This window comes from Mycobacterium sp. 5-140-3-2, from assembly GCF_035666375.1.
GTDB classification, from domain to species: Bacteria; Actinomycetota; Actinomycetes; order Mycobacteriales; family Mycobacteriaceae; genus Mycobacterium; species Mycobacterium intracellulare.
In genome coordinates this window covers 4,695,681-4,721,634 of the sequence record NZ_CP142025.1, presented here as the reverse complement: position 1 = coordinate 4,721,634, position 25,954 = coordinate 4,695,681, and the positions used below count along the sequence as shown (strand labels likewise).

22 protein-coding genes, 3 pseudogenes and 1 riboswitch are annotated in these 25,954 nt (G+C 64.6%); of the genes and pseudogenes, 14 read left to right on the top strand and 11 right to left on the bottom strand.

Translation table 11 applies throughout. The features are described 5' to 3' along the window. Positions 1-173 precede the first annotated feature (173 nt). The 3 genes and pseudogenes from ctpC to P6281_RS22075 all read right to left on the bottom strand — a co-directional run. On the bottom strand, positions 174-2,417 hold the full coding sequence (gene ctpC / locus P6281_RS22085; protein WP_014942896.1) for a manganese-exporting P-type ATPase CtpC: 2,244 nt from the start codon (positions 2,415-2,417) through the stop codon (positions 174-176). Between the two features lie 8 nt (positions 2,418-2,425). Beyond that, the gene (locus P6281_RS22080) at positions 2,426-2,707 is read right to left on the bottom strand and encodes a DUF1490 family protein (protein WP_008257367.1); all 282 of its coding nucleotides are present in this window, start codon (positions 2,705-2,707) and stop codon (positions 2,426-2,428) included. A gap of 214 nt (positions 2,708-2,921) precedes the next feature. Next, a pseudogene (locus P6281_RS22075) lies at positions 2,922-3,188 on the bottom strand (IS21 family transposase); the annotation flags it as partial. A 164-nt stretch (positions 3,189-3,352) separates the two neighbouring features. On the opposite strand from P6281_RS22075, the gene P6281_RS22070 reads away from it, so the two are divergent. The 5 genes and pseudogenes from P6281_RS22070 (at position 3,353) to P6281_RS22050 (ending at position 8,838) form a co-directional block, all read left to right on the top strand. Continuing rightward, complete coding sequence (locus P6281_RS22070) at positions 3,353-5,179, top strand: IS481 family transposase (protein WP_014942895.1); 1,827 nt, start codon at positions 3,353-3,355, stop codon at positions 5,177-5,179. A gap of 561 nt (positions 5,180-5,740) precedes the next feature. After that, the gene (gene ltrA, locus P6281_RS22065; RefSeq protein WP_306454289.1) at positions 5,741-7,258 is read left to right on the top strand and encodes a group II intron reverse transcriptase/maturase; all 1,518 of its coding nucleotides are present in this window, start codon (positions 5,741-5,743) and stop codon (positions 7,256-7,258) included. A gap of 251 nt (positions 7,259-7,509) precedes the next feature. Further along, positions 7,510-7,740 (top strand): annotated as a pseudogene (locus P6281_RS22060) (methylated-DNA--[protein]-cysteine S-methyltransferase); the annotation flags it as partial. Between the two features lie 52 nt (positions 7,741-7,792). Continuing rightward, positions 7,793-8,101: a hypothetical protein gene (locus tag P6281_RS22055; RefSeq protein WP_008260736.1), complete on the top strand. Its 309-nt coding sequence runs from the start codon at positions 7,793-7,795 to the stop codon at positions 8,099-8,101. Between the two features lie 23 nt (positions 8,102-8,124). Beyond that, the gene (locus P6281_RS22050) at positions 8,125-8,838 is read left to right on the top strand and encodes a hypothetical protein (protein WP_008260734.1); all 714 of its coding nucleotides are present in this window, start codon (positions 8,125-8,127) and stop codon (positions 8,836-8,838) included. 40 nt (positions 8,839-8,878) lie between these two features. Here P6281_RS22050 and P6281_RS22045 read toward each other — a convergent pair whose 3' ends face one another. Beyond that, positions 8,879-10,024 carry a PPE family protein gene (locus P6281_RS22045; protein WP_008260733.1) on the bottom strand — a complete coding sequence of 382 codons (1,146 nt, stop codon included), beginning with the start codon at positions 10,022-10,024 and terminating at the stop codon, positions 8,879-8,881. A 362-nt stretch (positions 10,025-10,386) separates the two neighbouring features. On the opposite strand from P6281_RS22045, the gene P6281_RS22040 reads away from it, so the two are divergent. The 3 genes and pseudogenes from P6281_RS22040 to P6281_RS22030 all read left to right on the top strand — a co-directional run. Further along, positions 10,387-10,686, top strand: coding sequence for a PE family protein (locus P6281_RS22040; RefSeq protein WP_008260731.1), 300 nt, complete (start codon positions 10,387-10,389; stop codon positions 10,684-10,686). A 12-nt stretch (positions 10,687-10,698) separates the two neighbouring features. Beyond that, a complete protein-coding gene (locus P6281_RS22035; protein ID WP_008260723.1) occupies positions 10,699-11,868 on the top strand; it encodes a PPE family protein in 1,170 nt (389 codons plus the stop codon). Between the two features lie 124 nt (positions 11,869-11,992). Next, positions 11,993-12,147: pseudogene (locus tag P6281_RS22030) on the top strand (IS256 family transposase); the annotation flags it as partial. A gap of 387 nt (positions 12,148-12,534) precedes the next feature. On the opposite strand, the gene P6281_RS22025 reads toward P6281_RS22030, so the two are convergent. The 7 genes from P6281_RS22025 to P6281_RS21995 form a co-directional block, all read right to left on the bottom strand. Beyond that, positions 12,535-14,202, bottom strand: a complete 1,668-nt coding sequence (locus P6281_RS22025) for an NRAMP family divalent metal transporter (protein ID WP_008260722.1) — start codon at positions 14,200-14,202, stop codon at positions 12,535-12,537. 31 nt (positions 14,203-14,233) lie between these two features. Next, positions 14,234-14,578: a CBS domain-containing protein gene (locus tag P6281_RS22020; protein ID WP_225325986.1), complete on the bottom strand. Its 345-nt coding sequence runs from the start codon at positions 14,576-14,578 to the stop codon at positions 14,234-14,236. A gap of 347 nt (positions 14,579-14,925) precedes the next feature. Further along, the gene (locus tag P6281_RS22015) at positions 14,926-15,210 is read right to left on the bottom strand and encodes a WXG100 family type VII secretion target (protein ID WP_008260719.1); all 285 of its coding nucleotides are present in this window, start codon (positions 15,208-15,210) and stop codon (positions 14,926-14,928) included. A gap of 28 nt (positions 15,211-15,238) precedes the next feature. Then, positions 15,239-15,535, bottom strand: coding sequence for a WXG100 family type VII secretion target (locus tag P6281_RS22010; RefSeq protein ID WP_008260715.1), 297 nt, complete (start codon positions 15,533-15,535; stop codon positions 15,239-15,241). A gap of 115 nt (positions 15,536-15,650) precedes the next feature. Further along, positions 15,651-16,871, bottom strand: coding sequence for a PPE family protein (locus P6281_RS22005; RefSeq protein WP_008260714.1), 1,221 nt, complete (start codon positions 16,869-16,871; stop codon positions 15,651-15,653). A gap of 14 nt (positions 16,872-16,885) precedes the next feature. Then, positions 16,886-17,185: a PE family protein gene (locus P6281_RS22000; RefSeq protein WP_036429503.1), complete on the bottom strand. Its 300-nt coding sequence runs from the start codon at positions 17,183-17,185 to the stop codon at positions 16,886-16,888. Between the two features lie 293 nt (positions 17,186-17,478). After that, a riboswitch (M-box (ykoK) riboswitch) is annotated at positions 17,479-17,649 on the bottom strand. Positions 17,650-18,063: 414 nt separating this feature from the next. Further along, positions 18,064-19,334, bottom strand: a protein-coding gene (locus P6281_RS21995) for an IS3 family transposase (protein WP_085978347.1) whose coding sequence is annotated in 2 segments (ribosomal slippage) — positions 18,064-19,061 and positions 19,061-19,334 — 1,272 coding nt in all. Because the reading frame shifts where the segments join, the coding sequence is not laid out codon by codon here. A 1,002-nt stretch (positions 19,335-20,336) separates the two neighbouring features. On the opposite strand from P6281_RS21995, the gene P6281_RS21990 reads away from it, so the two are divergent. The 6 genes from P6281_RS21990 (at position 20,337) to P6281_RS21965 (ending at position 25,949) form a co-directional block, all read left to right on the top strand. Then, positions 20,337-21,464, top strand: coding sequence for a pyridoxal-phosphate dependent enzyme (locus tag P6281_RS21990; protein WP_008260707.1), 1,128 nt, complete (start codon positions 20,337-20,339; stop codon positions 21,462-21,464). Positions 21,465-21,609: 145 nt separating this feature from the next. After that, complete coding sequence (locus tag P6281_RS21985) at positions 21,610-22,641, top strand: cation diffusion facilitator family transporter (protein WP_008260705.1); 1,032 nt, start codon at positions 21,610-21,612, stop codon at positions 22,639-22,641. Between the two features lie 219 nt (positions 22,642-22,860). Continuing rightward, the gene (locus tag P6281_RS21980; protein WP_306454287.1) at positions 22,861-23,097 is read left to right on the top strand and encodes a hypothetical protein; all 237 of its coding nucleotides are present in this window, start codon (positions 22,861-22,863) and stop codon (positions 23,095-23,097) included. 109 nt (positions 23,098-23,206) lie between these two features. Beyond that, entirely contained in the window at positions 23,207-24,352 is a 1,146-nt protein-coding gene (locus tag P6281_RS21975; RefSeq protein WP_036429502.1) for a PLP-dependent cysteine synthase family protein, read from the top strand. Further along, a complete protein-coding gene (locus tag P6281_RS21970) occupies positions 24,349-25,653 on the top strand; it encodes an MFS transporter (protein ID WP_008260700.1) in 1,305 nt (434 codons plus the stop codon). Before P6281_RS21975 ends, P6281_RS21970 begins: the two co-directional genes overlap by 4 nt. Further along, positions 25,650-25,949, top strand: a complete 300-nt coding sequence (locus tag P6281_RS21965) for a PE family protein (protein WP_036429500.1) — start codon at positions 25,650-25,652, stop codon at positions 25,947-25,949. The genes P6281_RS21970 and P6281_RS21965 overlap by 4 nt, the downstream gene beginning before the upstream one ends. The last annotated feature ends 5 nt before the right edge of the window (positions 25,950-25,954 follow it).

Sequence of the window (25,954 nt, the reverse complement as noted above, 5' to 3'; positions counted from 1 at the left end):
GTGCGACCCGACCTGCTCAGCCGACGGCTTTGGTCCACTCACTTGTGCTCCCCTTTCTCACCGGGCGCTCCTCGGCCTCAGGCGTTAAGCGGCCCACTCGAACGGGAGGCCCGTGAGCCCAGACACGCGCCCTTTAAGGATGGCGCTGCGGGGAGGCGCGACAGCATGGGCAATCAATTGGCGACCGGGGACGACACCGCGGCTTGCTGACGGGTGGTGCCGACAGGCGCCCCCGTTGAGTGTTCGTTCGCGGTCGCGGTTTGACCGTTCATCAGGCGGTAGCGGATGAGTCGAGAGCTGTTGGTGACCACCGCGACCGAGGATGCGTTGTGCAGGATCGCGGCGAGCACCGGCGATAGGGCCCCTCCGGCGCCCATGAGCAGACCGACGGAGTTGACGGCGATGGACATGCCGTAGTTCTGCCGGATCACCGCGACGGCTCGTGCACCCAGATCGGGTACGTCAAGCAGGCGCTGCAGGTTGTCGTTGGCCAGTGCGATATCGGCGGTTTCCACGGCGACGTCGGTGCCGGCCAGCCCCATGGCGATCCCGATATCGGCGGTCGCCAGTGCCGGCGCGTCATTGACGCCGTCACCGATCATCGCGACGACGTAACCTTCGTCTTGAAGTTGGCGCACCGCCTGAAGCTTGTCTTCGGGTAGCACCTCGGCGCGCCACTCGTCGATACCGAGTTCGCCGGCCACCACCTCGGCGGTATCCGGATGATCACCAGTCAGCATCACGATGCGCCGAATGCCCTTGCTGCGCAACTTGTTCAGCACGTCGGCGGCCTCGGGGCGGATTTCGTCGCGCAGGCTAATCAGCCCGACCAGCGTGCCGTCCACGGCAAGCAGCAGCGGGGTCTCGGCCTGGCGGCGCAGTTTGTTGACCCACTCGGTTGCCTTCTTGGACACGCGGACTTTTTCGGCACGCAGCAGCGAGGGGCTACCCAGCAGCAAAACGCGGCCATCAGCCCAGGTGCGCATGCCCAGGCCGACCAGCACTTCGCACTGTTCGTGCGGCGGGATCGTGATGTGGCGTTCGGTGGTCGAGCGGATCACCGCTTCGGCGAGCGGATGACGTGAGTGGATCTCTGAGCTGGCCGCGTAGGCCAGGACCTCTTCGGGTTGCCAGTCCTTCTGGAAGGCAACAACATTCGTCACGACGGGGCGCCCAACGGTCAGCGTCCCGGTTTTGTCGAACACGATGGCGTTCACTCGCCCGGCTTGTTCGAGGTGTGACCCGCCCTTGATCAGGATGCCGCGGCGCGCCCCGTTGCCGATCGCGGCGCTGATCGCGGTCGGGGTCGACAATCCCACCGCGCATGGGCACGCGATCAACAGCATGGTCATCGCGCGCCGGATGTCGCCGGTCAGCAGCAGAGTTGCCGCGGACACGATGAACGAGATCGGGACAAATCGGCGCGAGAAGTTCTCACCGACGGTTTGAATCGGTGCCCGGTCGTGTTGGGCCTCTTCGACGCGGGAAATGATGCGCCCGATCGTGGTTTCGCTGCCCACCGCGGCCGCGCGCACCACCAGGCGTCCGCGTACCACCACCGATCCGGCGTGTACACGGGAGCCGACGACCATGCCGACCGGCAACGTCTCTCCGGTGATCGCCGACTGGTCGACCACCGCTTCGCCGTCGAGCACCTCGCCGTCCACCGGGATCGCCACGTGATCGTGAATGACGACCTCGTCGCCGATTTGCAAGGTATCGATGGGGACTTGGACTTCGCTGCCATCATTGGCCCTGATCCAGGCGGTGTCCGCGGTGCCGCGCAACAGGTCGGCGATGGCCCGCCGGGTGCGGCGCAGCGTCAGGTCCTGCAGGTACTCGCCGATATTGAGTAGCCACAGCACGGTCAGTGCGACCACGTTCTCCCGCAACACCATGCTGGCCACCGTGGCCACCGTCACCAGCGTGTCGGTGCCGGCGCGGCCAGAACGAAGCGAGCGTAGCGCCCCGCGGAAGAACGGATAGCCCATGAACACCGTCGCGCCGGTGGCCACCAACTGACCCTTGGGGCCCAGCAGCGGCGGGCGGCGGAAACCGTAGCGGCGCACACCCAACAACACCAGCGCCGCCCCGCCGATCGCGATGCGCAGTACCTCAGTGTTGCGGACGTCCGCCGAGCGCGGCGTACGCGCGGGAATCAGCTCAGCTGCAACGTCTTTGGCCGCCGCAATGGCCGCCATGATCGCCGAGCGATCGCAACGCTTGGGTGAATACCACACCACGACCGATCCGGTGTGGGGATAGGCGTGCACCGCGCGCACCCCGGTCTGCTTGTCCACCTTGTCTTCGACGGCCACCGCACGACGGGAATCCGAACGAACCCACGGAACATGCAATCTCATCCGCCCCGCCGCATCGGAGAGGACTTCTACGGCGGTGTCCTCGACAACAGTCATAACAGCGATCAGTGGTCGTGGTCGTGGACCGCGGCCGCAGCCGGTGGGGAAGCCTCTTCGCCGATGCGTTCACGCGCCTCGGCGACCACGTCAGCCGCCTTCAGCCGAGCCGACTCCGCTACCACTTCTGCGCGACGCGTCCCTCGCAAACTCAACTCCGCGGCCGCGACCGTCGCCCGACGCACCGGCGCCCCACCAGCCGCCTTACGCAACAGCTCATAGGCACTCACGCCCACCAATCCCGTGAACACCGTAGCGGCCGCCTTCGCCGCTAGCGCATGCGGAAACATCAACTTCCTCCTCGTGTTCGGCCCTGTCGGGCGCATTTCATCTACTACTCATTCGACCGTAACATAGATACATCGCAATATCACTATGAATCGACCTTTGGCGAACATCATCAGGGGGGACGTACCCGGATCGTGTTCCCTAGGTCCGGGATTGCAATAATGAGGTGTAAACGGCCATCGGCCACAGCGTGTCGGGCCGGAGGGGCCGTCTGATGACTAAGGCGCGTCGGGCCGAACGCCACGGCTCCCCGTAGTGTTTGGCCGCCCGGGCGAATGCGGCCGTGACTCGGCCGTTTCCGGGGTCGCAGAGGGTGGCCATTCGGTCGAATCTCCAGACTCGGGTCACGCCGCCGAGTTCACGGGTCACCTGGTCCAGGGCGGCGAGCAGGTGCGGTTGATCCTGCGACGGCGACCACGCCGCTCGCCACTTGCCGGAATGGGCCAGAACTCGACGATTGACAACGAGCAGGTGCGCGGTTTTGTCTTACCCGCAGGACTCAGGTTAGTTGGCAGTTTTGGCGAGTCCCTGTCGGTGTTTGGTTTCAAGAGATCTTTGACGGTCTGTTCTCAAGAGACGCTTGACGTTTCGGCCTTATTCGTGATCTTGTTCGGTCCGGCTTTGTTGGTGTCGGGGTGGGCGGGGTTGTGGATCAGCAGGGGTTGGTGGAGTACCGGTATCGGGCGGTGTGCGAGGTGCTGGGTGGCTCGCCGATCGGTGAGGTCGCGTTGCGCTACGGCACGACGCGCCAGTCGCTGGACTCGTGGCGGGCGCGGTTTAAACAGGAGGGCATGGATGGGCTGGCTGATCGGTCTCGTCGGCCGCATTCCAGCCCGAGCATGTTGTGCGCTGATGTCGAGGCCCTGATCTGTCAGATGCGTCGGCAGCATCCGCGCTGGGGGGCTCGCCGGATCAGCCATGAACTGGGACGTCAGGGTCTGGAGCGAGTGCCGTCGCGGGCAACGGTGCATCGGGTGTTGGTGCGCAATGGCCTGGTCGATCCCCAAGCCCAGCAGCACAAACGCAAATACAAGAGCTGGCAACGCGAAGCGCCGATGCATCTGTGGCAGCTCGACATCGTCGGCGGGGTGCCGTTGGCCGATGGGCGCGAGTGCAAACTATTGACCGGCGTCGATGACCATTCCCGGTTCGTCGTGGTGGCCACTGTGTTGGCCACTCCGTCCGCGCGGGAGGTGGCTGAGGCTTTCACCGCGGCGATGCGCCGCTACGGGGTGCCCGCCGAAGTGTTGACCGATAACGGTGGTCAGTTCACTGGGCGGTTCATCAAGCCGCTGCCGGTTGAGGTGATCTTTGAGAAGATCTGCCGCGACAACGGCATCAAACAGCGGCTGACCAAGCCCCGCTCACCGACCACGACCGGCAAGATCGAACGATTCCACAAGACGCTGCGCACCGAGTTCCTCGATCACGTGGCGCCGTTCGAATCGATCGTTGCCGCCCAGCAAGCGATCGACGGTTGGATCGCCGCCTATAACCATCAGCGCCCGCATCAAGCGCTGGATATGGCGGTGCCGGCCAGCTTGTTTCGACCCAACGGCCCGACTCGCCTCGACGCCGAGCAGTCCACTGCTCCCGGGGTTGCGGCCCCGGCGGCGCTGGTGATCGATGTGATCGAGCCACCCCCGCTGCCGCCCGCTGCGGGCACTGCCCTCGAGTTCGACGTGCGGGTCCCGCCCAGCGGAGAGGTCACGATCCGCTCCGGGCGCCAGTCGGTCGCCGTGCATAAGAGCCTGGCCGGACGAACCCTGCACGTGTGGGCCGATCTGCGCAGCATTCACGTCAGCCTCGACGGCGAGGTCCTGCGCACGGTGCGCTCTCGACTCATTCCCGATGATCTGCGATACATGGCGATGCGCGGGGCCCGGCCGGCCGGCCCCGAACCCGAGCGCCCCGCGTTACGCCGCGCCAACGGCACCGCGGTGATCCGGCCCGGTGATGCGGTGGAGATCGAACGCACCGTCACCAAAGACGGCACCGTCTCGATCGCCGGCACCACCCACCTAATCGGGTTCGCCTGGGCCGGACGGCGCGTCACGCTGCGCCTCGACGGACACTTGATGCACGCCGTGATCGACAACGCCCTCGTCGGCACCTGGCCCTGCCCCATAGACACCGGGCAGCTGGGCCGTCTGAGCGGCGCACGTCCACCGGCCACGCCGCTGCCACCCCCACCGATGCCCGCGGGATCGCTGCGTGCTCAACGCAAGGTCCACGACAGCGGCCGGATCATGGTCGCTGGCCAAAACATCAAGCTCGGTCCCCGTCACCGCGGCAAGATCGTCACCGTCGTCATCGAGGACACCCACTTGCGCATACTGCACGGCGAGGAAGAGATCGCCGTCCGTCCCCGACGAAACCTCAAACCCATCACCCGGTTTCACGTCAGCGGCGCAGGAGCCATCCCCCAAAATCGTCAAGCATCTCCTGACGGCAAAACGTCAAAAATGTCCTGAGCCCATACATTGAGTGCGCCGTGAGGCGCTGTGTATTCGAGAGGGGGTGTGAGACCTCCTCTGCCGATCCTGTCGCAGCAGGGCGGTGAAGCTGGGGGCAGCCCGATCCGGGTGATGCCGGTGAGGGTGGCAAGCGGCCCCGACAAAGTCGGAACGTGTCAGCACTGCCAGATGGTGCGGGTCCGGCGAGCGAGATGGAAAGGAGTACGAGAGGAACCGGCGTTTACGTCTCTCAAGGCTGGATCGGCTCGAACCTGGTGGATGTGGGCCGAGAGCGGTGCGTCCCAACATGTTTAGCGTGTTGTTGGGAACTCCTGGGTCGGCTTCAACGACCGACCCGGAGACCACGGTGAAGTGCTGCGGGGTAGTCGTGGTGATGCCGCAGGGACCGAGTCGGGCTCCTCCTTCATCGAGCGAATCACAGTGAACACGGGAACCGTTCTGGTCTCGCCGGTGTTCCGGGCATCCAGTCTTGGGGCGTCGGCTGGGCGCATCGACAGCCGATCAGTCCAGGACGGGGCGGAGCCGCCGTAGTACTTCGAGCCGGGGAAAGCCCGGCACATGGGGAAGGGCGGCAGCGGTTATCGAGAAGGGAAGGACACTGCAATGCCGGAAGATGCGCCAGTGAATACCGGCGCTCTCGATCAGGATGCCCCGCTGGGGCCTTGGTCGCGGGTATCGGGGATGCAGACCAAGCTTCACCATTGGGCAGCGGCCGATCCCGGCCGCAGGTTCGATGATCTGTTCAACTTCGTGTGCGACTCGGCGACGCTGCTGGTGGCGTTTGACCGGGTCGCAGGCAACACCGGCGCGAAGACTCCTGGCGTGGACGGCATGACCGTCGTGACGATGGAGGACACCGTCGGTGTGGCCGGCTTCCTGATCGACCTGCGAGCCCAGTTGAAATCGGGTTCGTTCCGCCCGCTACCGGTACGGGAACGCATCATCCCCAAGCCCGGTGGGAGCGGAAAGGTGCGGCGGCTGGGTATTCCCACCGTCGCCGACCGGGTGGTTCAGGCGGCGCTCAAGCTGGTGCTGGAACCTATTTTCGAGGCCGACTTCGTGCCGGTCTCTTACGGGTTTCGGCCGATGCGGCGAGCGCACGACGCGGTCGCGGAGATTCAACGTTTCGGCACCAAGGGTTATCGCTGGGTGCTGGACGCGGATATCGAAGCGTGTTTCGACTCGATCGAGCACTCGGCCCTGATGGATCGGGTGCGCGCACGGGTCAAGGACAAGCGCGTGCTCGCGCTGGTGAAGGCGTTCCTCAAGGCCGGGGTGATGACCGAACTCGGCATCCGTGAGGCCAGCTTCACCGGCACGCCGCAGGGAGGCATCTTGTCCCCGCTGTTGGCCAACATCGCCTTGGGCGCGCTCGATGAGCACGTGCACGGGCCGTGGATGCCTGGCGGGATCATGAGCACTCCTCGCCGACGCGCCCGACGTCGCGCCAAGGACCTGCCGAATTGGCGAATCGTCCGCTATGCAGATGATTTCGTCGTCCTCGTGCACGGCAACCAGGCCGACGTCGAAGCCTTGCGCGAAGACATCGCCAAGGTGCTGATTCCGCTGGGGTTGCGGCTTTCCGAGGCCAAGACCCGGATCGTGCACATGGGTGACGGGTTAGACTTCCTTGGGTTCCACATCCAGTGGCGCCGCAAGCGTGGAACGACCAAGTGGTACGTCTACACCTTCATCGCCGACCGGCCCGTCCGGTCGTTGAAGGACAAGGTACGTGCCCTGACGAGCAGGTTGTCGCAGCAACCACCCAGGGTCGTGCTGATCCGGCTCAACCAGATCATGCGCGGCTGGTCGGCTTACTTCCGGCATGCAGTGGCTAAACACACCATGAGCTCCCTGGAAAACTTCGTGTGGCACAGGGTGATTCGATGGTTCCGAAAGCTGCACCGCTGGAATGGAAGAGACATCCGCCGACATCACACCGGTCTGCATGGCCGGTGGACCAGACCCTCGGCGGACGGGATCGAACTGTTCAACCTGGCCTCGGTACCCATCACGCGGTACCGCTACCGGGGCAACACGATCCCCAACCCCTGGACGGTGGCACACCCCGCCTGACGGCAGATGCCGTGGAGAGCCCGCTGCGTGGAAACACGCACGGCGGGTTCGGAGAGCGGCCTGGGGAAACGGACCGATGGCAACACCGGCACCGCGCCCCAGGCCGACTCAACCAGTCCCAGTGGATTTCGTCGAACGCTCCGCCCGTTGGCGCCCGTGGTGTTCCTAGGCCATCCAATATCTTTGGGTCATTCTTGAGCTTCCGGTAAACCATTGGCCGCCGTCGAGGTCGCATATCGAGTGCCGCACCCCCGACAGGGGAGACGAGGTCGTACGGACGCATCGCCGAGCAGATCGGCGCTGCGGGGTCCGCGCGCGCGGTGGGATTGGCCAATGGGCATAACCCGATCGCGATCGTCGTGCCGTGCCACCGGGTGATCGGCGCGAACGGCAGCCTCACGGGCTACGGCGGCGGCCTGCAGCGCAAACGCGCCCTGCTGGACCTGGAAAAGATCCACGGTTGCGCGACGCTGTTCGATTAATGGCTCGCGCTTCTTTTGCGGGGTCGGTCGAACGGCGCTATCGTCCATAATTGTGGACGACAGTGCGAAGGACCCGGCGGTGGTGCTGCCGTACCTGGTCGGTCGGCCTTTGGCGGCTACCGAGGTCTACGAAGCGTTCGGCTACCGCAAGTCCGCGTACTATAAGGCGGCTCGCGAAGGCAGGTTGATTACCGCGGACAACTTGATCAGGGCGGCCAAGTATTTGGGGTTGAATCCGGTTGACCTGCAAGTCCGCTTCGGCTTGATCGACCCCGACTCGGTCACCGAGTATGTGGAGTCCCAGGCCGGCCCGCCCAGGCTGCGTGATCTTCGTCCCGATCCCAACAGTCCGCCGGTCTGAGCGGGACTGCCGGGACCGTTTGAATGATCAAAACCGCACTCATCGTCGCCACCTTGGCCGCCCTGCTGTGCAGCCTGTGGATCCGGCGCGACACCTGGCGCTCGAGGTGGGAGGCCGGCGCTACCCGCAACATCGCATTGCATGGCTGCGCGGTGCTGCTGATGTCGCAGTGGGCCGCGGCCGCGCTCGGACCGCTCCTGCACCGCATCTTCGGGCTGTGGAACGTACAACATCTGCTCGGCCACATCTGCTGGATCTTCGCGGTGACGGCGATCATCCGCCACGGACTCATCCGCCTGGTCGACGAAACCCACGAGAGCGAGCTGTTGCGCAAGCACGTGACGCGCCCGCTACGGATTGGGGTTCCGTTGCTGGTGGCGCTGTTCGTCATCGCCGACGAAGGCCATCATCTTGACTTTTTCGCGGCCCCCGCCGACTTCTGGTTGCTGGCCTATTGGCTGGTCCTGGGTGCCCTGATGATCTACCTGCTCTCCTACGCCGGGCGAGTGCTGCTGATCCTGCGGACGGATCCCCGCTCAACGACGACCGTCGACCTCTATCTGATCTCGGCGGGATTCGGGGTGGCGGCGAGCGTGATTCAAATCGGCACCGCTTGGGCGGGCACCGATATCGCCTTGTCCGTCTGGTTGTGCGCCTGTCTGAGCGCCATTGGCTTCGCGTATGGATCTGCCCGGTCTTGGCAGGCGAAGGTCGCCTGGTTCACGTCCGGCAAGTAGGCCCACGCCGCGCGTTCGCCGCGCCGCGGACCCTAAGCGTCTATCCGCCGACGACGTGCCGAGCCACCACCATCGGGCGGAACCCGTACCGCTGCCCGACAATCTTGCCGCCAGCCGCCCGGCCCGTGCCCGTCAGCGGCATGCCGCGGAGCAACCCGCTTCCCTTGGCCTCGGAGCCGGCGCTGACGGTGCTGACCGCCGGGGGCGCTGTTTCCGCGCTTGTCGCCGGTGCCGCGGCGGCCCAACTCTGCGGCACCGACAAGTGACCCACCGTGGCCGCCCTGCCCAGACCCGCCGAGACGGGCGAGGCAGAGGACGTCGGGCCACCGCCCAGGGTTCCGCCCAGGGTTCCACCCAGACGAGGCACGGCCGCCGCGGCCTGAGTTCCTTTGCTGGCGGCGGCCGGCCTCCCACCTAGCCAGAGCTTCATAAAGTGGTCATAGTCGCCCAGTTGGTAATATAGGATGCCAAGGTCGCTGGTATACATTTTTACCCAGTCTTTCCAGGCCACCGGTTTGGATGATTCCGATGACGCAGCCGATGCATTCAGTACTGCGCTGGAGGCCGATGTTGGGTTTGCCAGCCCCGAGGTGGACGCGCTGGATTGCGCGCTTGTTTCGGCCGCGTTGGCGACCGCGGTGGCTTGACCGGCCTGCCCCGCCGGGTTGGTGGTGGATGGCGGCCGGTCGAAGGTGGTCAACGTTGAGGCGCCGGCTGACGCCGCGGCGTAGCCATACATCGCGGCCGCGTCCTGGGCCCACATTTCGGCGTACTGGGCCTCGGTGGCCGCAATCGCCGGCAGGTTTTGGCCGAAGAAGTTCGTCGCGATCAGCATCATCAGTTGCGCGCGGTTGGCCGCGATCACCGGCGGCGGAACCGTCATCGCGAACGCCGCCTCGTAGGCACCCGCGGCGGCCTTCGCCTGGACGGCCGTCTGCTCAGCCTGCGCGGCCGCCGCGGTCAGCCACGCCGCATACGGGGCCGAGGCGGCGGCCATCGTCGCCGAGGCCGGACCCCTCCACACGGCGGTGAGTTCGGCGATCAACGAACTGTAGGAGGCTGCCGTGGTGTACAGATCGATGGCCACCCCGTCCCAGGCTGCGGCCGCGGCCAGCATTGGCCCCGACCCCGCGCCAACGTACATCCGCCCGGAGTTGATCTCCGGCGGAAGCGCCCCGTAGTCCACTAATGGGTCCCTTCGTCTTGTCGACGGCGGTCGCACGCACCCCAACGCCGCCCGAAACCGTGGTCAGATACTGGTGCGCGAGTACCGTCCAGCGCCGCCGACACCGTCGGCCGTGGAGTCACGAACGCGATGCCGTTCCGCGGCCGCGGTGGCTACCCCTCAAGCGTGGACGTTTGTACACATATGCGATTCTAAGAACATATATGTACGTCACAGTTCACAGCTATGAACTGAATCTAGCTGACGATGAACATTTGTCTTTGGACATACACTATTGCGCGCGCAGCACTTAACCTCGCGGAGGAGCGGCTTTAGCGGCCCTTCCACACCGTTGACCGGAACCAGCGAGGAGAGAAATCACCGTGTCGTTCGTGACCACCCAACCCGAAGCGTTATCCGCCGCAGCCCAGAACCTGGCAACTATCGGCGCGGCGCTGGCCGCACAGAATGCGGCGGCATCGGCGCCGACGATGGGCGTGGTTCCCGCGGCGACCGATGAGGTCTCAGTGCTGATCGCGGCCCAGTTCGCCACGCACGCCCAGATGTATCAGAACGTCTGCGCCCAGGCCACGATGATTCACGACAGCTTCGTGAGAATGCTGCACTTCGGCGCCGGTTCCTATGCGGCCACCGAAGCCATCAACGCCGCCGCGGCCAGCTAAGGAGGGTGACAAGTGCTGGATTTCGGAGCGCTACCCCCCGAATTCAATTCTGCGCGCATGTATTCCGGCCCCGGTTCGGCATCGATGATGGCCGCGGCATGGGCCTGGAACATGCTGGCCGCCGAGCTGGACTCTGCAGCCACCGCCTACGACACCGTCATCACACAACTGACCAGCGAAGGGTGGATGGGCCCGGCATCAGCCCAAATGGCCGAGGCGGCCCAACCTTATGTGACGTGGATGCGTACCAGCGCGGCGCAAGCCGAACAGGCCGCCACATCAGCCAGAGCCGCCGCGGGGGCGTACGAGACCGCGTTCGCCGCCACGGTGCCCCCACCACTGATCGAAACGAACCGCACCCTGCTCACCCAGGCGATTTCCACCAATGTCCTCGGCCAAAACATTCCGCTGATCACCCAACTCGAGGCCCAATACGGTGAAATGTGGGCGCAAGACGCCGCCGCGATGTACGGCTACGCGGCCCAAACCGCACCAACTGCCGAAGTGACGCCGTTCACCGAGCCGGCCCAAACCACCAACCCCGCCGGACAGGCCATGCAGGCCGCCGCGGTCACCCGAGCCGCCGGCACCTCGGCCGGCACGGACGCGCAGACGCAACTGTTATCCTCCACGCCCTCTGCACTGCAAAGCCTCGCATCACCTAGTTCATCAACCGCATCCACAACACCGATCTCGGATGCGTTGAAACAGAACGAGTTTGTGAGCTTGTGGTCGCAATACGCCAGCCCCACCCAGAACACCCTCGCGATGATGTATCGCGCTACCGGCATGACAACGCACTTTCAATCACTCGGCAAGGCACTAGCACCCGCCGCCAAAGCCGCCAGCGACGGCGCCAAGGCCGCCGCGGCCCTGCCCACCGTTGGCGCGTCGCTGCGCGGCGTGGCCGGTGGTGGCGGCGCCATATCGGCAAGTTTGGCTTCTGCTGCACCGGTCGGTGGGCTGTCCGTACCGCCCACCTGGTCTGCCGCGACCCCGGCGGTCCCTTCGGGGGCATCATCGATCCCGGTCAGCCGCTTCATCACCACGCCCGACACGTCAGGGCCCGGAAACCTGCTGGGCGGAATGCCGCTGGCGGGCGTCGGCGGAAGTTCGGGCGGCACCGGTCCGCGCTACGGGATCCGCCCGACGGTGATGGCGCGCCCCCCGTTTGCCGGATAACGCGACGACGTCCCAACCATTTGCGCCGAGATCCAGTTCAGCGCAACGCTGTTCGAGTGGCCCACGGACACCGCGCCGCTTTTTGAGCGCGGCTGGGCCATCCGTGTCCGCGGACACTTCCCGCTTCCCGACCAATCAGGCTGCACTCGAATACCTCTACTTAATCACGCGGTCACTGCACCTGACCGGGACAGGACAGAAGCGATGGACATGCGTTCAAGATTGGCAGTGAACGCCTTCGCGATCTGCTTCGCCGACCGCATGCCGGAAAGTGAAACACCTAACCGAAGATGCCGCTTACACCGTAATCTGACGGACCCCGATGGGCCGGCCCCAGGATGTCTAAGCGGCATCCCAGCAATGCCATCGATCGCGACCCGCCGGCGAGGAATCTTCAGATGTTTCCCACCGCTCAAGCCTGCGCGTTCATTGGCGGGGCGCTCGCGGTCCAGCTTGGACGGCACCGACAGCTGTTCGATCGAGCCCGCTCAGCCGACGCGCGTGAAGGTTTTGTTGCCCAGACCTGGTTGCGCGGCGACAGAGTTCGCAAGCAGGTCTGCTCGGTGAAGCTGCGGTTACAAGTGCGTGGGGGGGCGTTTGGGTGAAGCTCACTCGCGCTGGCGAGGCCACTAAGTGAGCTGCTGCGTCCGACGCGCACGGTCGTCGTCAGGTGCTACCGAGTTGGATGGCTTTGGCCACGAGCAAAATCGCCCCGACTACGAGGTAGCCACGCAAGGCCAGCATGCCTAGCCGAGTTCCGGCCGACCAGGACACCGGTTTCAACGAGGTCAACGGCGGCATTCGCCAGGTGGCCCGTTGGGCTGTGGCCAGGTCAAGGGGGGGGCTGGTCAGGCCATTGTGTTTCGGGCGGTGGCGGCCATACCACCGCAGCACACCGAAAACGGTTGCGGAGCATAGGGCGATACCGACGGTGAGGTCGGCGGCGAGTGAGACGATGTCGAGGCGGGGGAATACGGTCGTGGCCATGAGTATTCCCGAAAGTAGCAACAGCACACTGACGATGAGCCCTGACGCTACGTTGAGCCACGGCCGGTTCACCCAGGGGCCTAAGACTTCCCGGTCGTTGCACAACAGCACCAAAAAGACAGTCGCGCTGGGCAGCAGCAACCCGGCCAGCGCTTGCACGCCGGTCGTGATCAACCCCAACGGCGCCCCGGGGATTAGCACGATCGCTGCGGCGATCACGACCATCCCGGTGTAGGACAGGTAGAATGGCTTGGCGTCACCGAAGCCACGGTGCAGGGAATGCTTGAGCCCGAGTACATCCCCGAAGGCATAGCTGCTGGCCAGGGTCACCGCAGCCGCCCCAATGATGGAGGCGTCGAGCAACACGATCGCGAACACCGACCCGAGGGTGGTGTTGATTTGGCCGAGCAGGTGCGCAACCGTGCCGGCGTCGGCGAAGCGCCCACGGCTGTTGGTGGCCCGCGCGGCCCAGTCGCCGGTCATGATCAACGCCGCCGCACCGATCACCACGACGAAGGCACCCAGTGTGGTGTCGGCGCGCTCGTAGCCGATGAAACGCGGCGTGATGCGCTTGTCGACAATGTTGGACTGCTGAAAGAACAGCTGCCACGGGGCCACCGTGGTGCCGACCATCGCGATGATCAACAGCACCGCGTCCGAGGTGACTCCGCCACGCATGCCCGGGATGACAAACGATTTCGCGGCGCGCCCCGCATCTGGATGGGACATCAACAACATTGGGATTTGCAGCAGCGTGATCGCGATGAACGCGAGCATCGCGCGTTCCCAGCGCTGGAAGCTGCCGGTGGCCATGATGGTGATCAGCGCGATCGCGGCCAGCGGGACGACCACATATCGGGGGATGCCGATGTAGTCGGCCGCCAGGGTGATGCCAATGAATTCGGTGACCAGGGTCAGAAAGTTCAGCAGGAACAGGTCACCCACGGAAAACCAGCCCCAGCCGCGGCCGAACCGCTCATTGATCAACCGCGCGTGTCCGACCCCGGTGACCGCACCGAGCCGGACCACCATCTCCTGGTTAACAATCAGCACCGGGATCAACAACACCAGCACCCACAGCAGGCTGTAGCCGTAGTTCTGTCCGGCCTGCACGTAGGTCGAGACGCCTCCGGCGTCGTTGTCGCCGACCATCACGATCAAGCCGGGCCCGATGATCGCCAGCATGGTGGCTAGGCGGATTTTCAGGCTACGCGGACGGGCGTTGTCGCCGAGGCCGATTCGGCCCAGCGCACCTTCGATGTCGCCGACGTGTGCGCTGTCCAGCACCGCGGTGCCGTGCGGCGCCGCCAACACTGTGTCGGAAGTGGGGCGGTCCAAGAGTGTCATAGCCAGTCTCCTTCTTCGCTGCTCATCGAGGTCAGGTCTTCGCGAACCAGGCGTGGCCCGGGCGCTCGCTAGCGCCAGTCGTCGGGAATGGTGGCCTGAGCACGGCATCGACGGTCACCACCCCCAGCGCCTGACCCTCGTCATCGACGACCGAAATGGTGTGTAAGTTGTAGTCGGCTATCAATACCGCGGCATCGATCAGATCGGCATCGGGAGTCACCAAGATGGGATTCGAATCCATCAGTGTCGCAACCGCATCCGCAAGGTTCGATTGCAAAGTGCGATCACTGACACCACGCCGGCCAGCCGCCCGCGCTCGTGGAGGACGTGCAGCTGCAGACGCCCATGTTTCGCAGGAGACAATGTCGAGGTTCATCAAACGGCCTGCGCTGTGCGGGTTTGAATCCCAACAAGGGCGATCACCGTGGGAGCGCTGGGGTGCGGGCATCAATTCCAGAACACGGCGCCGGGTGGGACTGGCGCAAAATGAAGGCCGCGTCGTCGGCGTCGTCGGCACGGATCCGGGCGCGCAACGCGGCGACCTCGTGGGAGGGCGGGCAACTTGGCCGCCGGGTGTCTTCAGCAGTCCGAGCAGGCGGAGCGGTCGTCGGGTCTCGGTCGCCGGTTTGTTCATGGATCTCTCCTTGGCGCAACATGTGGATCAGTGGTGGGTGGTGGTAGCACGGGAGCGGCAATACGGCTGCCGCGCTTGGGGTTAGGCGGTTAGGCCCAGCTGGAGCCCACGGCGCTGTCGGTGCTGGCCATGTGGGAACCGGCCGTTTGTACTTTGGAGCCGTGAGCGTTGGCCTGCTCGTAGATCACCTGGAAGTTGCGGCCCAATTGGGTGATGAACTCCTGGCAGGCCAGTGAGCCCGCGCCGCCCCAGAAGTCGCCGGCGGCAAGCACATCGCGAATGATGGCCTGATGCTCAGCCTCTAGGGTGGCGGCTTGGGTGCGGATCAGCGCACCGTGGGCGTCGACGTCGCCGAACTGGTAGTTGATCGTCATCGGTGTTCTCCTCACGGGTGCAAAGCAGTTAGTTGCCCAGGATCTGCTGGGAGGCCTGTTCTTGGTCCTCGTAGTTGCTGGCGTCACGAATCAGGTTGTCGCGCACCCCGTGCAGCATGGTGACGATATTGCGAAAGGCGGTGTTCATCTGGCTCACGGTGTTGTAGGAGGTGGCTTGAGCGCTACCGCTCCAGCCGTCGCCGGCGATGTTTTGCGAGGACGCCAGTATCTTGCGGGCCTCGTCCTCCACGGTTCGGGCGTGCACTTCGAAACGCCCTGCCATCGAGCGCATCTCGTGCGGGTCGGTCGTAAAACGCGTAGTCATCTGAATGTCTCCTTATCTAGAAATCATCGAGTGCCACATAAGCGGTGAATCGTGGCCGAACTGCTTATGCGGTTGGGGCCGTCGAACTGAGGCTCGCAGCCGATCCCCGTATCTGCTATCCGGCGATGGGTGAGCGGGCCATTACGGTGAGCCGGAGCCCGTATTTGGGAGCACTGCCTATGTGGCTTCCGGCCGTGTTCGCCATCGGCATGCCGGGCATCATGGGCATCACACCTGCCGGAGCCGCGGTGAGGGGCGTGCCGCCCAGCCCTGAGGCAAGAGAGCTAGGGGGTGGGGTTAGGGCGGTCCAGCTCGCGGGCACCGATAGCGGGCCGATCGACGCGGCCCGTCCAAGGGCCGCGGATGCGGCGCCGCCGGGTCCCAGGCTCGTCAGACCCAATAGGCCTCCGAGGGGGCCGGTTGTGACAGCTTCTCCGATGGCGTTTCCCGCGGCGCCCCCGGCTGCGCCGGCGCCCAACAAACTCGTGAAGGCACCCAATGTGTTACTGGGCGTGTAAAACCCGGACGAGAAGATGGTGTTCCAGATGTTCGCGTTGGGCCCCCACTGGTTCCAGAAGTCGTTGAGCTGTGAATTCCCAGACCCACCAGAGCCAGTCAGTTGGCCGAGGATTTCCGAAAGTCCCGACGTCGACGACGAAGACGACGCGGGTGAAGCGAGGCTCTGCAACTTTGTGGGTACCGTGGAGGTCAGCTGTGACAGTGCCGTCTGCGTGCTCGTGCCTGCCGACGTAGCAGTGGCCTGGCTGACCGTCGCGGCCTGCCCGTCCAGCCCCGCCGCATTGGTTGTCTGTTGTGGCGCGGTGAATGGCGTCACCGTCGAGGCGGCCGCCGAAGCGGCGGCGTAGCCGTACATTGCGGCAGCGTCCTGGGCCCACATTTCGCCGTAGTGCGCCTCGGTGGTCGCGATCGCCGGCGTGTTCTGCCCCAAGACGTTGGTGGCGACCAACGCGCTCAAAAGGCTACGGTTGGCCGCGATTACCGGTGGGGGCACCGTCATCGAGTACGCGGTCTCATAGGCACCCGCGGCTGCGGTGGCCTGGGTAGCGGTTTGTTCAGCCTGCATCCCAGTCGTGTTCATCCAGGCGACGAGAGGTGCTGCGGCGGCCGCCATCGATATCGACGCCGGGCCGCGCCAGCCTTCGCTGCTCAATCTCGAGATCGTCGAGCTGTAGGAGGTTGCCGCCGAACGCAATTCAGCGGCCAGCGTGTCCCAGGCCGCGGCGGCGCTAAGCATCGGCGCTGAGCCCGCGCCGGAATACATTCTTGCGGAATTGATTTCCGGCGGCAACGCGCCGAAATCGATCATGACAGTCATTGGACACACTTCCTTTAGCCGGCCGCGATTGTGTTGAGGGCCTCGGTGGCGGCGTACGAAACGGCACTGGCCGCTAAGGTCCGCACGAACAGGTCACAAACTGCTGCGGCTTGTGCGCTCACCGCTTGATACAGCTGCGCGTGCGCAACGAACTGGGTCGCGGTCAGCGCCGAAACCTCGTCGGCCGCTGCAGGAATCACGCCTGTCGTAGGCGTAGATGCGGCCGCGTTCTGGGCGGCGAGCCCTGAGCCGATATTGCGCAAATCATTGGCTGTCGTCGCCAGTATTTCTGGCTGTGCGGTCACAAAAGACATCGGACTTCTCCTCAAGGGGAATGCAGACTGAAGCTGCGGCTGTGGTCGTGTCAGAGCACGCCAAAAAGACGCACGTCCACGAAGCGGGACGCGGGCGAGTGCGAACCGAAGCGGCGCAAGCCGATTCAGATAGTGGAAATGGTGCCGGGGCCGGATCCGAACGAAATGCTCATCGGACTCGGATAGGGACTATCACCGCGACTCATCTCGCTCTCACCTCCTCACGGCCAGGGCACACGGGGGTGCCAACAGTCGCACACCGGGGATGAGGCAACCCGGCGATTCAGCCGGGCGCGGCACCCCTCTCGTCACAGCTTTGGCACCACACGGCGTATCCGGCTGAGCCGGAAGCCACTTGGGCTCAACCCTTAAGCCGGGAAGAGCTGTCCTGACCCGGGGCGTCTCTCGACGTTCGAGGTCAGTGGCCTATGTCCGTGCAGACGCCTCACCTACCGAGGTTTATGCGAACGTTATCTTGGCACTCAAGGCGGCACCAGTCAACCCGGCGCGTTGACTCACCAACAATGCCCGCCTGCCCCCTTCGTTGTCCCAAAGAGAAATGCTGCCCGCGAAGTGGCGTGTTGAAGCGGCGAAACCGGTGCGGCGCAGCAGGCCCAGACGATGGGATTGACGGTGGGTGAACGCCAGCGTTTGCACCGGGCCTTTACTAGGCCGTGCTGGACATGCCGGCTGGCATGTGGCTGGCGCCGATGCTGGGTGAGCTGGTGAGGATCTTGCGGCGGTTCGGCGCACTGGACATTGATGGCGACACCGGGGGCGCCGCTATGACCGCGCCATATCGTCGGCCATCTATTGCCGTGTGGCGCCCGAAGGCGAGAAGTACGAATTGAACCGCCCCGAGTTCGATGCACACGCGGTTATGGGTGTGCAGCCTCTGATTGGGCTGTGTTCGTAGCGTAGTAGATCGTCTCGTACTCGGTCGGTGGGATGCGGCCCAGGCGGTGCATGAGCCGGCTGGTGTTGTACCAGTGCACCCAGTCGGCGGTGAGCAGTTCCACGTCGGTCAGGCGCTGCAGGGGGCCGCGCCGGAAGGGCGAATCCGCCCGGACGGCTTCGGTCTTGTACAGCCCTATCGTTGTTTCGGCCAGAGCGTTGTCGAAGGCGTCCCCGACAGTGCCGATTGAGGCCACCAGCCCGGACAGGGTCAAGGTTTCCCCGAACCGCACCGACGTATATTGCGACCCTGCGTCCGAATGGTGAATAGTGTTGCCCATCAATGGATTGCCTTCATTGAACCGCAGTTGCGCCGCATGCCTGATCGCCTGACGCACGAACCGGTCTTCCTTGCTTGCCGAGCAGGTCCAGCCCACGATCCGCCCGGCGTAGGCATCAATGGCGAACGCGGTGTAGACGAACACCCCGGTGGCCAGGCGCACGTAGGTGAAATCCGCGACGAGCAGCACGTTGGGGGCGCGCACCCGGAACTGGCGTTTGACCAGATCCGCCGCCCGGGTCGCGGCCGGGTCGGCCACGGTGGTGCGGACCTTTTTGCGCCGGGTGACCCCGCGCCAGCCGTTGACGCGCATCAGTCGTTCCACGGTGCAGCGGGCCACGGTGATGCCCTGGCGTTGCAAGTGAGCCCACATTTTCGTGGCCCCGTACAAGGACTCCGGTTTGCGCCGGCCGTGCTCGTCGGGTTCGTAGTAGCCGGCCAGCACCTCGGTAATGACGGTGTCCCACAGGGCCCGCGCCGACGGTGGGCGGGCCAGCCAGGCATAGAAGGTTCTCGGGGCGATCACGCAGCCGTGCTCAGTGAGCACGCGGCAGATCGGAGCGACCCCGAACCGAGCACGATGCTCGGCGATGAACGCACAGATCAACGGTGTCGCGGGTCGCTCTCCCGCACGAAGAAACTTGTTGCCGCCTTGAGGATTTCGATGGTTTCCTCAAGTTCGCGGTTCTTGCGTTTGAGCTCACGCAACTCGCGCACGGTATCGGTGGGCGCCCCGTCGCGGACCCCGGTGTCGACCTCGGCCTGGTTGATCCAGCGTCGTAACGATTCATACGACACCCCCAAACGCTTGGCGACCGCGGTCAGGCAGGCCGTACGGGTGGCGTACTCCTCGGCATGGTCGCTGACCAACCGCACCGCCCGGGCCTTGAACTCCTCGTCGTACTTCTTCGGCATGATGCGAACAACCTTCCCTCGAAAGAAGGTGTGCATCGAACTCGGGGCGGTTCAAATTGACGGACCGTTGACGCAACCGAACCGCGGTCATGCAAAGCAGCCAAACCGGCGCGGGTTAACGCTCGATCTGGTTCGTTAAGTGAGCTGGTGGTGAGCAAGCGCTGAACGAGTCGTGACAAGTGGGGCACATATTGTCGTAGCTAGGCTTTTGCCGACGACATCGTTCCCGTGCGGTGCTAGCTTCGGGGTTGTTATGAGAATCGACGTTGCCGATCCGACAATGCTGCGATCCCGTTTGGTCGCGGTAGCAGCCACAGTGTGGTTGATGTTGTGGATGGTAATCGGTGGCGCACACCACCACGAAAGTAGAACTAACTCAACGGATCTGGAAATCGTTGCCGGTGAAGCGCTGACTTCGCTTGAATCGTCGCAAGTGGTCAGGGATCAGCTTCCCCCAGACCATGCGCACGCAGAAAGGGATTCGTCGACACACCACGACGACCAGTTCATGGCCGCCGCCTTGACACCGTCTGTGGCCGCGTTGGCGAGTTTCGGCGCCGCGGTCAGCCCGGTTGGGGGGGCGGGGTGGTCGGCTTATCCCGCGGCGGCGCCGGGGCGGGGTCCGCCCACTGTGCTTGCAGTGCGTTGCGCCGGTCGAGATCTGTTGACTCGGCTCTGCTTGTCTCGTCGCTGATCAGTCGCCGTCAGGCCGTTGCGCTTCGCGTCGCCGGCCGGTGAACGCTTCTTACCAATTGTCGCGTGTCGCGCGTTGATGGAAGTGACGATCAGATGATTGACGTTGTTCACACTGGCAATAATCTTGCGGGCAGTCCACCTCGTACCGCCACCGGGGCGCGCTCCTGCTGGCGGCGCAGGCCTGCCACCTATGGGCGGCTGGTGTCTTGGTGTGACATGCTTCGGTGCCCAGGATCTCGGCGTCCCAGAGCATTGCGGAACCGTGGTTTCTGGGCGAAGCTTGAGTGCTTCAACCCAGGTGGCAGCATGAAGGAAGTCCTTGCCACGCAGTTGGTCGATAAGGCGCGCGACCGCGGCGGGTTGCTGCCCGAAGCTCGGACCGCGGAGTTTTCCGGCGGCAACCTATGTTTGGGACTGGTTCTAGCGGGCGAGGTGTGCGTGGGTCCGGTAGCGGTTGTCATCGATACCGGGATGATGGAACCGATCATTGGGCGGATGCTTGCTGCCTACTGCGCCGACGTTGTCCTCGTCGATGCACCGCGCCCGGTTGGTGGATGGGAACAAGCCCGCAAAGATCGGGTCGTGCAGGCGTTGGCCACCGATCACGGTGCATGGATTCCGGTTCAGTACACCAACTTTGACAACGTTGTCGGTGATCAATCCCTGGATTTTGAATTGCCCGTCCAGCGCGGTGGAATCGATGTACGGGTGTGCCTGGCGGCTACCGGCAGCTATTCGGCAGGAGTTGTGCGAATGCTACTTCAACAGAGCGAGCAGGCGCCGAGATCCGCATCGGTTTTGCAGGATTGGCGGATCATCCTGGTCAACGGGTCTTTGCTGCTCTTGGCCGCGATGATGGGTTTGTATCTAGTGACTTTCCAGGTCTATCTTGTCCTGCCTGTGCAGGTGTCGGTGCTAACGCCGTGGTCCCAATGCTGTTTTGCCGCTGGTGTGTTCGCGATTTCAGGTGTGGTGGTCGTTGCCGGCCAGTTGCGGACCACCCCATGGTTGTCCGACAGATGGGGTTGCTGGCGTAGCTTGATCGCCGGTCTAGCCATCCTGGCAGTGTCGTATCTGCCGCTGATCATCCTGGCCGACGATCGGAGCTCAAGTTCGCCACCGGACGTCGAAGCACTCGCAGTCTCCGCAGCGCTGCTTGCGCTAGGATCGGCCCCGGCGATCCCATTCGAACTGCATGCTGCAAATACTTTTACCCGTAACCGTTCGGGGGCAACACCTTACCGGTTCTATGGCACCGTCGTCGCAATCAGAACCCTGATCTGCAATGGGCGACAGCGGCAATCTCCGGCACAGCGGTACATCGCGGGCATCACGAAATGCTCTGCGCTGCATTGTTTTTTGTTAGCGCCGCCGCAGCACTTGCGCTCAATCCGCTCTATCGCGAACAGCGGTCAGGCAACCGCGATCATCTGAACAAAGGCCTTAAGCCGTGCGTCACGGCGTAGTCAACACGAGGAAAGAAAAGAGGCGCAACTCATATGGAAAACCGAACAGGAACGTCTGACAGAGCAAGTCTAGCCGGGGATTTAGTCCCCAGCCGGCCGCCGAGGGTGCGGCCATGAGCGGGCACAGCCACGCCCACGGGCACGGGCACACAACCGATGCTGACCGGCGGTGGCTAGCCGGCGCCCTGGCGGTGATCACAGCATTCATGGTCGGCGAAGTGGCGGTAGGAATCGTTGCACGATCCCTCGCACTGATCTCGGACGCGGCGCACATGCTTACCGACGCGGCCTCAATCGCTTTGGCGCTGTGGGCTATCGGGTTGGCAGCACGGCCGGCAGCGGGCCGTATGACCTACGGTTGGCGACGGGCGGAAATCTTGTCTGCGCTGGCCAACGGCCTGACTTTACTAGTTTTGGCGGGCTGGCTGGCCTATGAGGCGGCCCGTCGACTAATTGACCCGCCGCCGGTCACCGGCAGGCTGGTGCTGATGACGGCACTGATCGGGGTCGTGGTGAACGTGACCGCGACGTGGATGATCAGCCGCGCCAATCGCTCCAGCCTGAACGTCGAGGGTGCTTTCCAGCACATCCTCAACGACCTGTTCGCTTTCATCGCAACGGCAATCGCCGGCGTGGTGATTGTGTTCACCGGGTTCGCACGCGCCGACGCCCTCGCCACGCTCGTCGTGGTGGTGTTGATGGCGAAGGCCGGGACGGGATTGGTGCGTGCTGCAAGCCTGGTACTCCTGGAGGCCGCGCCTCGCGGGTTCGAGCCTGAAAAGATTGGCCAGGCGATGGCGGCACGCGACGCGGTGGTCGAAGTTCACGACCTGCATGTTTGGGAAATAACGTCAGGGCAAACGGCACTTTCAGCGCACGTGATCGTGGATGAGGACCGCGATTGCCATGAAACCCGGGCCGAGTTAGCGGCGTTGCTGGCGCACACGCACGGAATTTCACACATCACCCTGCAGCTTGAGCACCAAAAATCAGGCAGGCTCAACGAACACGGTTTCGCAGGCGCATGCGCGCACTGCGCAGAACCGCACGGGCTCACCCACCGCTCAGTAAACAACCAAGCCCATTATCACGAGTCGGATACAGGCGGCACCGACTCCTCGTCGTTGTCGCATCTCCGCGGTTAAGAACGGGCTGTAATGAGGTTGGGCGGCGCTAGCTGGTTACTACGGCTGCGGTATGTGGCGGTGGTGGGAACTGCAGTGTGGTTGGCGGCGTGGGGCGTGCTAATCGGCGCCGACAGTGTGATCATGCCTTCGCACTCATCGGTGGCGCGGCCTGCACCTGCGGTTGTGGCCTCGACAAGTGGTGGTGATCATCCCAGTTTCGGCGTCGATCATTCGCATGTGGGCAAAGGATTGTCGGGCGAGCATCCTGAGCAGTTCACCACGGCGGTGTTGCCGCGCTCGGGTACTGCGGTGGCCGCGCTGGCCGCGTTGGGTGTGGTGTTGGCCGTGGCCGTGGCCGTCGCTGGTGGGCTGGCCTGGTTTGGGGTGCCCGCCGGGCGCGGCCCCCCGCGTGCCCCGGCTTTTTCTGTTACCGGTCAAGACGTCTTGACCCGGTTCTGCTTGTCTCGTCGCTGACTGGTCAGCGCCAGGCCGTTTCTGCCCTTTGTGGCGGCGGCCGGTGACCGCTGACCCATGTCAAGTGCCGCGCTCTGGTTCGCGGCTTCGCAGGAAAGCGACGATTCCGATGACTGAAGTTCGTTCTTTTGACAACATTTGTGTTCATTCCGTTGCGGCGCTGACGGTCCTCGAGCCGCGCGACTGCGGCCAGCGTGCCCCTGGTACCTATCGGCGACCCGCCGCGCTGGTGGGTAACACGCCGGTGTTGCGGATCTCGGCCCCGCTGGTCCCGCCCGGACGCGGGTTTTGGGCCAAGTTGGAGGGGTTCAACCCCGGCGGCAGCATGAAAGACCGCCCCGCCCTGCACATGGTCGAAGCCGCCCGGGCCCGCGGCGAACTCACACCCGGGGCCCGCATCGTGGATTCCACCAGCGGCAGCCTCGGATTGGGCCTGGCGCTGGCCGGGCAAGCCTACGGGCATCCGGTCACCGTGGTCACCGACACCGGCATGGAACCGATCGTGCGCCACATGCTGGCCGCCTACGGCGCCGATGTCGAGCTGGTCACCGAGCCGCACCCGGTGGGGGGCTGGCAACAGGCCCGCAAAGACCGCGTCGCCCAAGTCCTGGCCGCCGAGCCGGGGGCTTGGTGCCCCGACCAATACAGCAACCCCGACAACATCACCGGCTACCGATCGTTGGCGTTGGAGCTGCTTGATCAGCTCGGCAACGTCGACGTGCTGGTCTGCTCGGTAGGCACCGGGGGACACTCCGCCGGCGTGGCGCGGGTGCTGCGCCGATTCAACCCCGACATGAAACTGATCGGGGTCGACACCATCGGCTCGACCATTTTCGGCCAACCGGCCACCACCCGGCTCATGCGCGGACTGGGCTCCAGCATCCACCCGGCCAACATCGACTACCCCGCCTTCAACGAGGTGCACTGGGTGGCCCCACACGAAGCCGTCTGGGCGGCACGCACTTTGGCGGCCAGCCAGTTCGCCAGCGGCGGCTGGAGCGTCGGCGCCGTCACGCTGGTCGCCGGCTGGGCCGCGCGCACCTACCCCAAAGACACCCGCATCGCCGCAGTGTTTCCCGACGGACCCCAACGCTACTTCGACACCATCTACAACGACGACTACTGCCGCGAGCACCAGCTGTTGAACTGGCAACCCGTCGCCGAGCCCACCACCCTCACCGACCCCAACCAACACGTCATCACCTCCTGGACCCGCACCACCACCATCACCAACCCCACACTGGTGTCGCGATGAAGGGCTTTATCGCGCGGTTTCGCGGATTCGACGGGCCCAGCCGGGTACTGATGATCAACCAGTTCGGCATCAACATGGGTTTTTACATGCTGATGCCGTATCTGGCGGGGTACCTGGCTGGCCCGCTCGGGCTGGCCGCCTGGGCGGTGGGATTGGTGCTGGGCGTGCGGAATTTCTCCCAGCAGGGCATGTTCATCGTGGGCGGCACGCTGGCCGACCGGCTGGGCTACAAGCCGTTGATCGTGGCTGGATGTCTGTTGCGCACAGGCGGTTTCGCGCTGCTTGTGGTGGCTCACTCGTTGCCGGCTGTGCTTATCGCCGCGGCGGCAACCGGTTTCGCCGGCGCCTTGTTCAACCCGGCGGTGCGTGCCTATCTGGCCGCTGACGCCGGAGATCGCCGGGTGGAGGCCTTCGCCATGTTCAGCCTCTTCTATCAGGCCGGAATCCTGTTGGGTCCGCTGGTCGGACTGGTCCTGGTGGCCGTTGACTTTCAGGTCACGGCGGCGGCAGCGGCGGCCGTGTTCGCAGTGTTGACCGTGGCGCAGCTGTTGGCGTTGCCGCAACGCGGTGTCGATTCGGCGCCGCAGCAGAAGTCGTTTCTGCAGGACTGGCGGGTTGTCGCCGGCAACCGGCCGTTCCTGCTCTTCGCGGCGGCGATGATCGGCTCCTACGTGTTGACGTTCCAGGTGTACCTGGCGCTGCCGCTGCAGGCGTCGATGCTGACGCCGCGCTCTGGAAAGGCTTTGGTTGCAGTTCTTTTCGTTGTCTCTGGCCTGGTTGCGGTGATCGGACAGCTGCGCATCACCCGTTGGTTCACCAAACGCTGGGGATCTGGACGTAGCCTGGCCATCGGTGTGGCCATCCTGGCGGCCTCGTTTGTGCCGCTGACGGTCGTCCCCGACGGCCATCGGTTCGGGACACCCGCGGCGGTGGGGGCCCTGCTGGTGTCGGCGGCACTGCTGGCCGTCGGTTCGGCCGCGGTCTTCCCCTTCGAGATGGACACCGTCGTCTCGCTGGCCGGAGGCCGGCTCGTGGCCACCCATTACGGGTTCTACAACACCATCGTCGGAGCCGGAATCCTCGTCGGCAACCTGGCTACCGGATCGATATTCGGTGCGGCACAACGGCTCAGCGCCGGCGCACTGGTGTGGGGCGGGCTGGTTCTCATCGGCATCATCGCCACAGTTGCCCTGCACCACCTCAACCCCGCCCGCTCCGCCGGACCCGCGTTCTCCGATGCGCGGGTTGAGTCGTGTCCATCAGAAGAAGTCCAGGCGGAAACAGTGAGGAGCAGCCCATGATTTTTGTGACTACCCAGCCGAAGGCTCTGACTGCACCGGCAGACGATATGCAGGGCATCGGCTCGGCGATGAGCGCCGAAAACGCGGCCGTGGCCGCCCCGACGACCGGGGTGGTTCCCGCCGCCGCCGGTGAGGTGTCGGCGTTGACGGCGCTGCAGTTCGCCGCGCGCGCGCAGATGTACCAGGCCGTCAGCGCCCAAGCTGCGGCGATCCACGAATTAGTCGCGAAACCCCTTGGTGTCAGAGCTGATTCGTATGCGCTCACCGAGGCCGCCAACGCGATCGCGGCCGGCTAAGCACT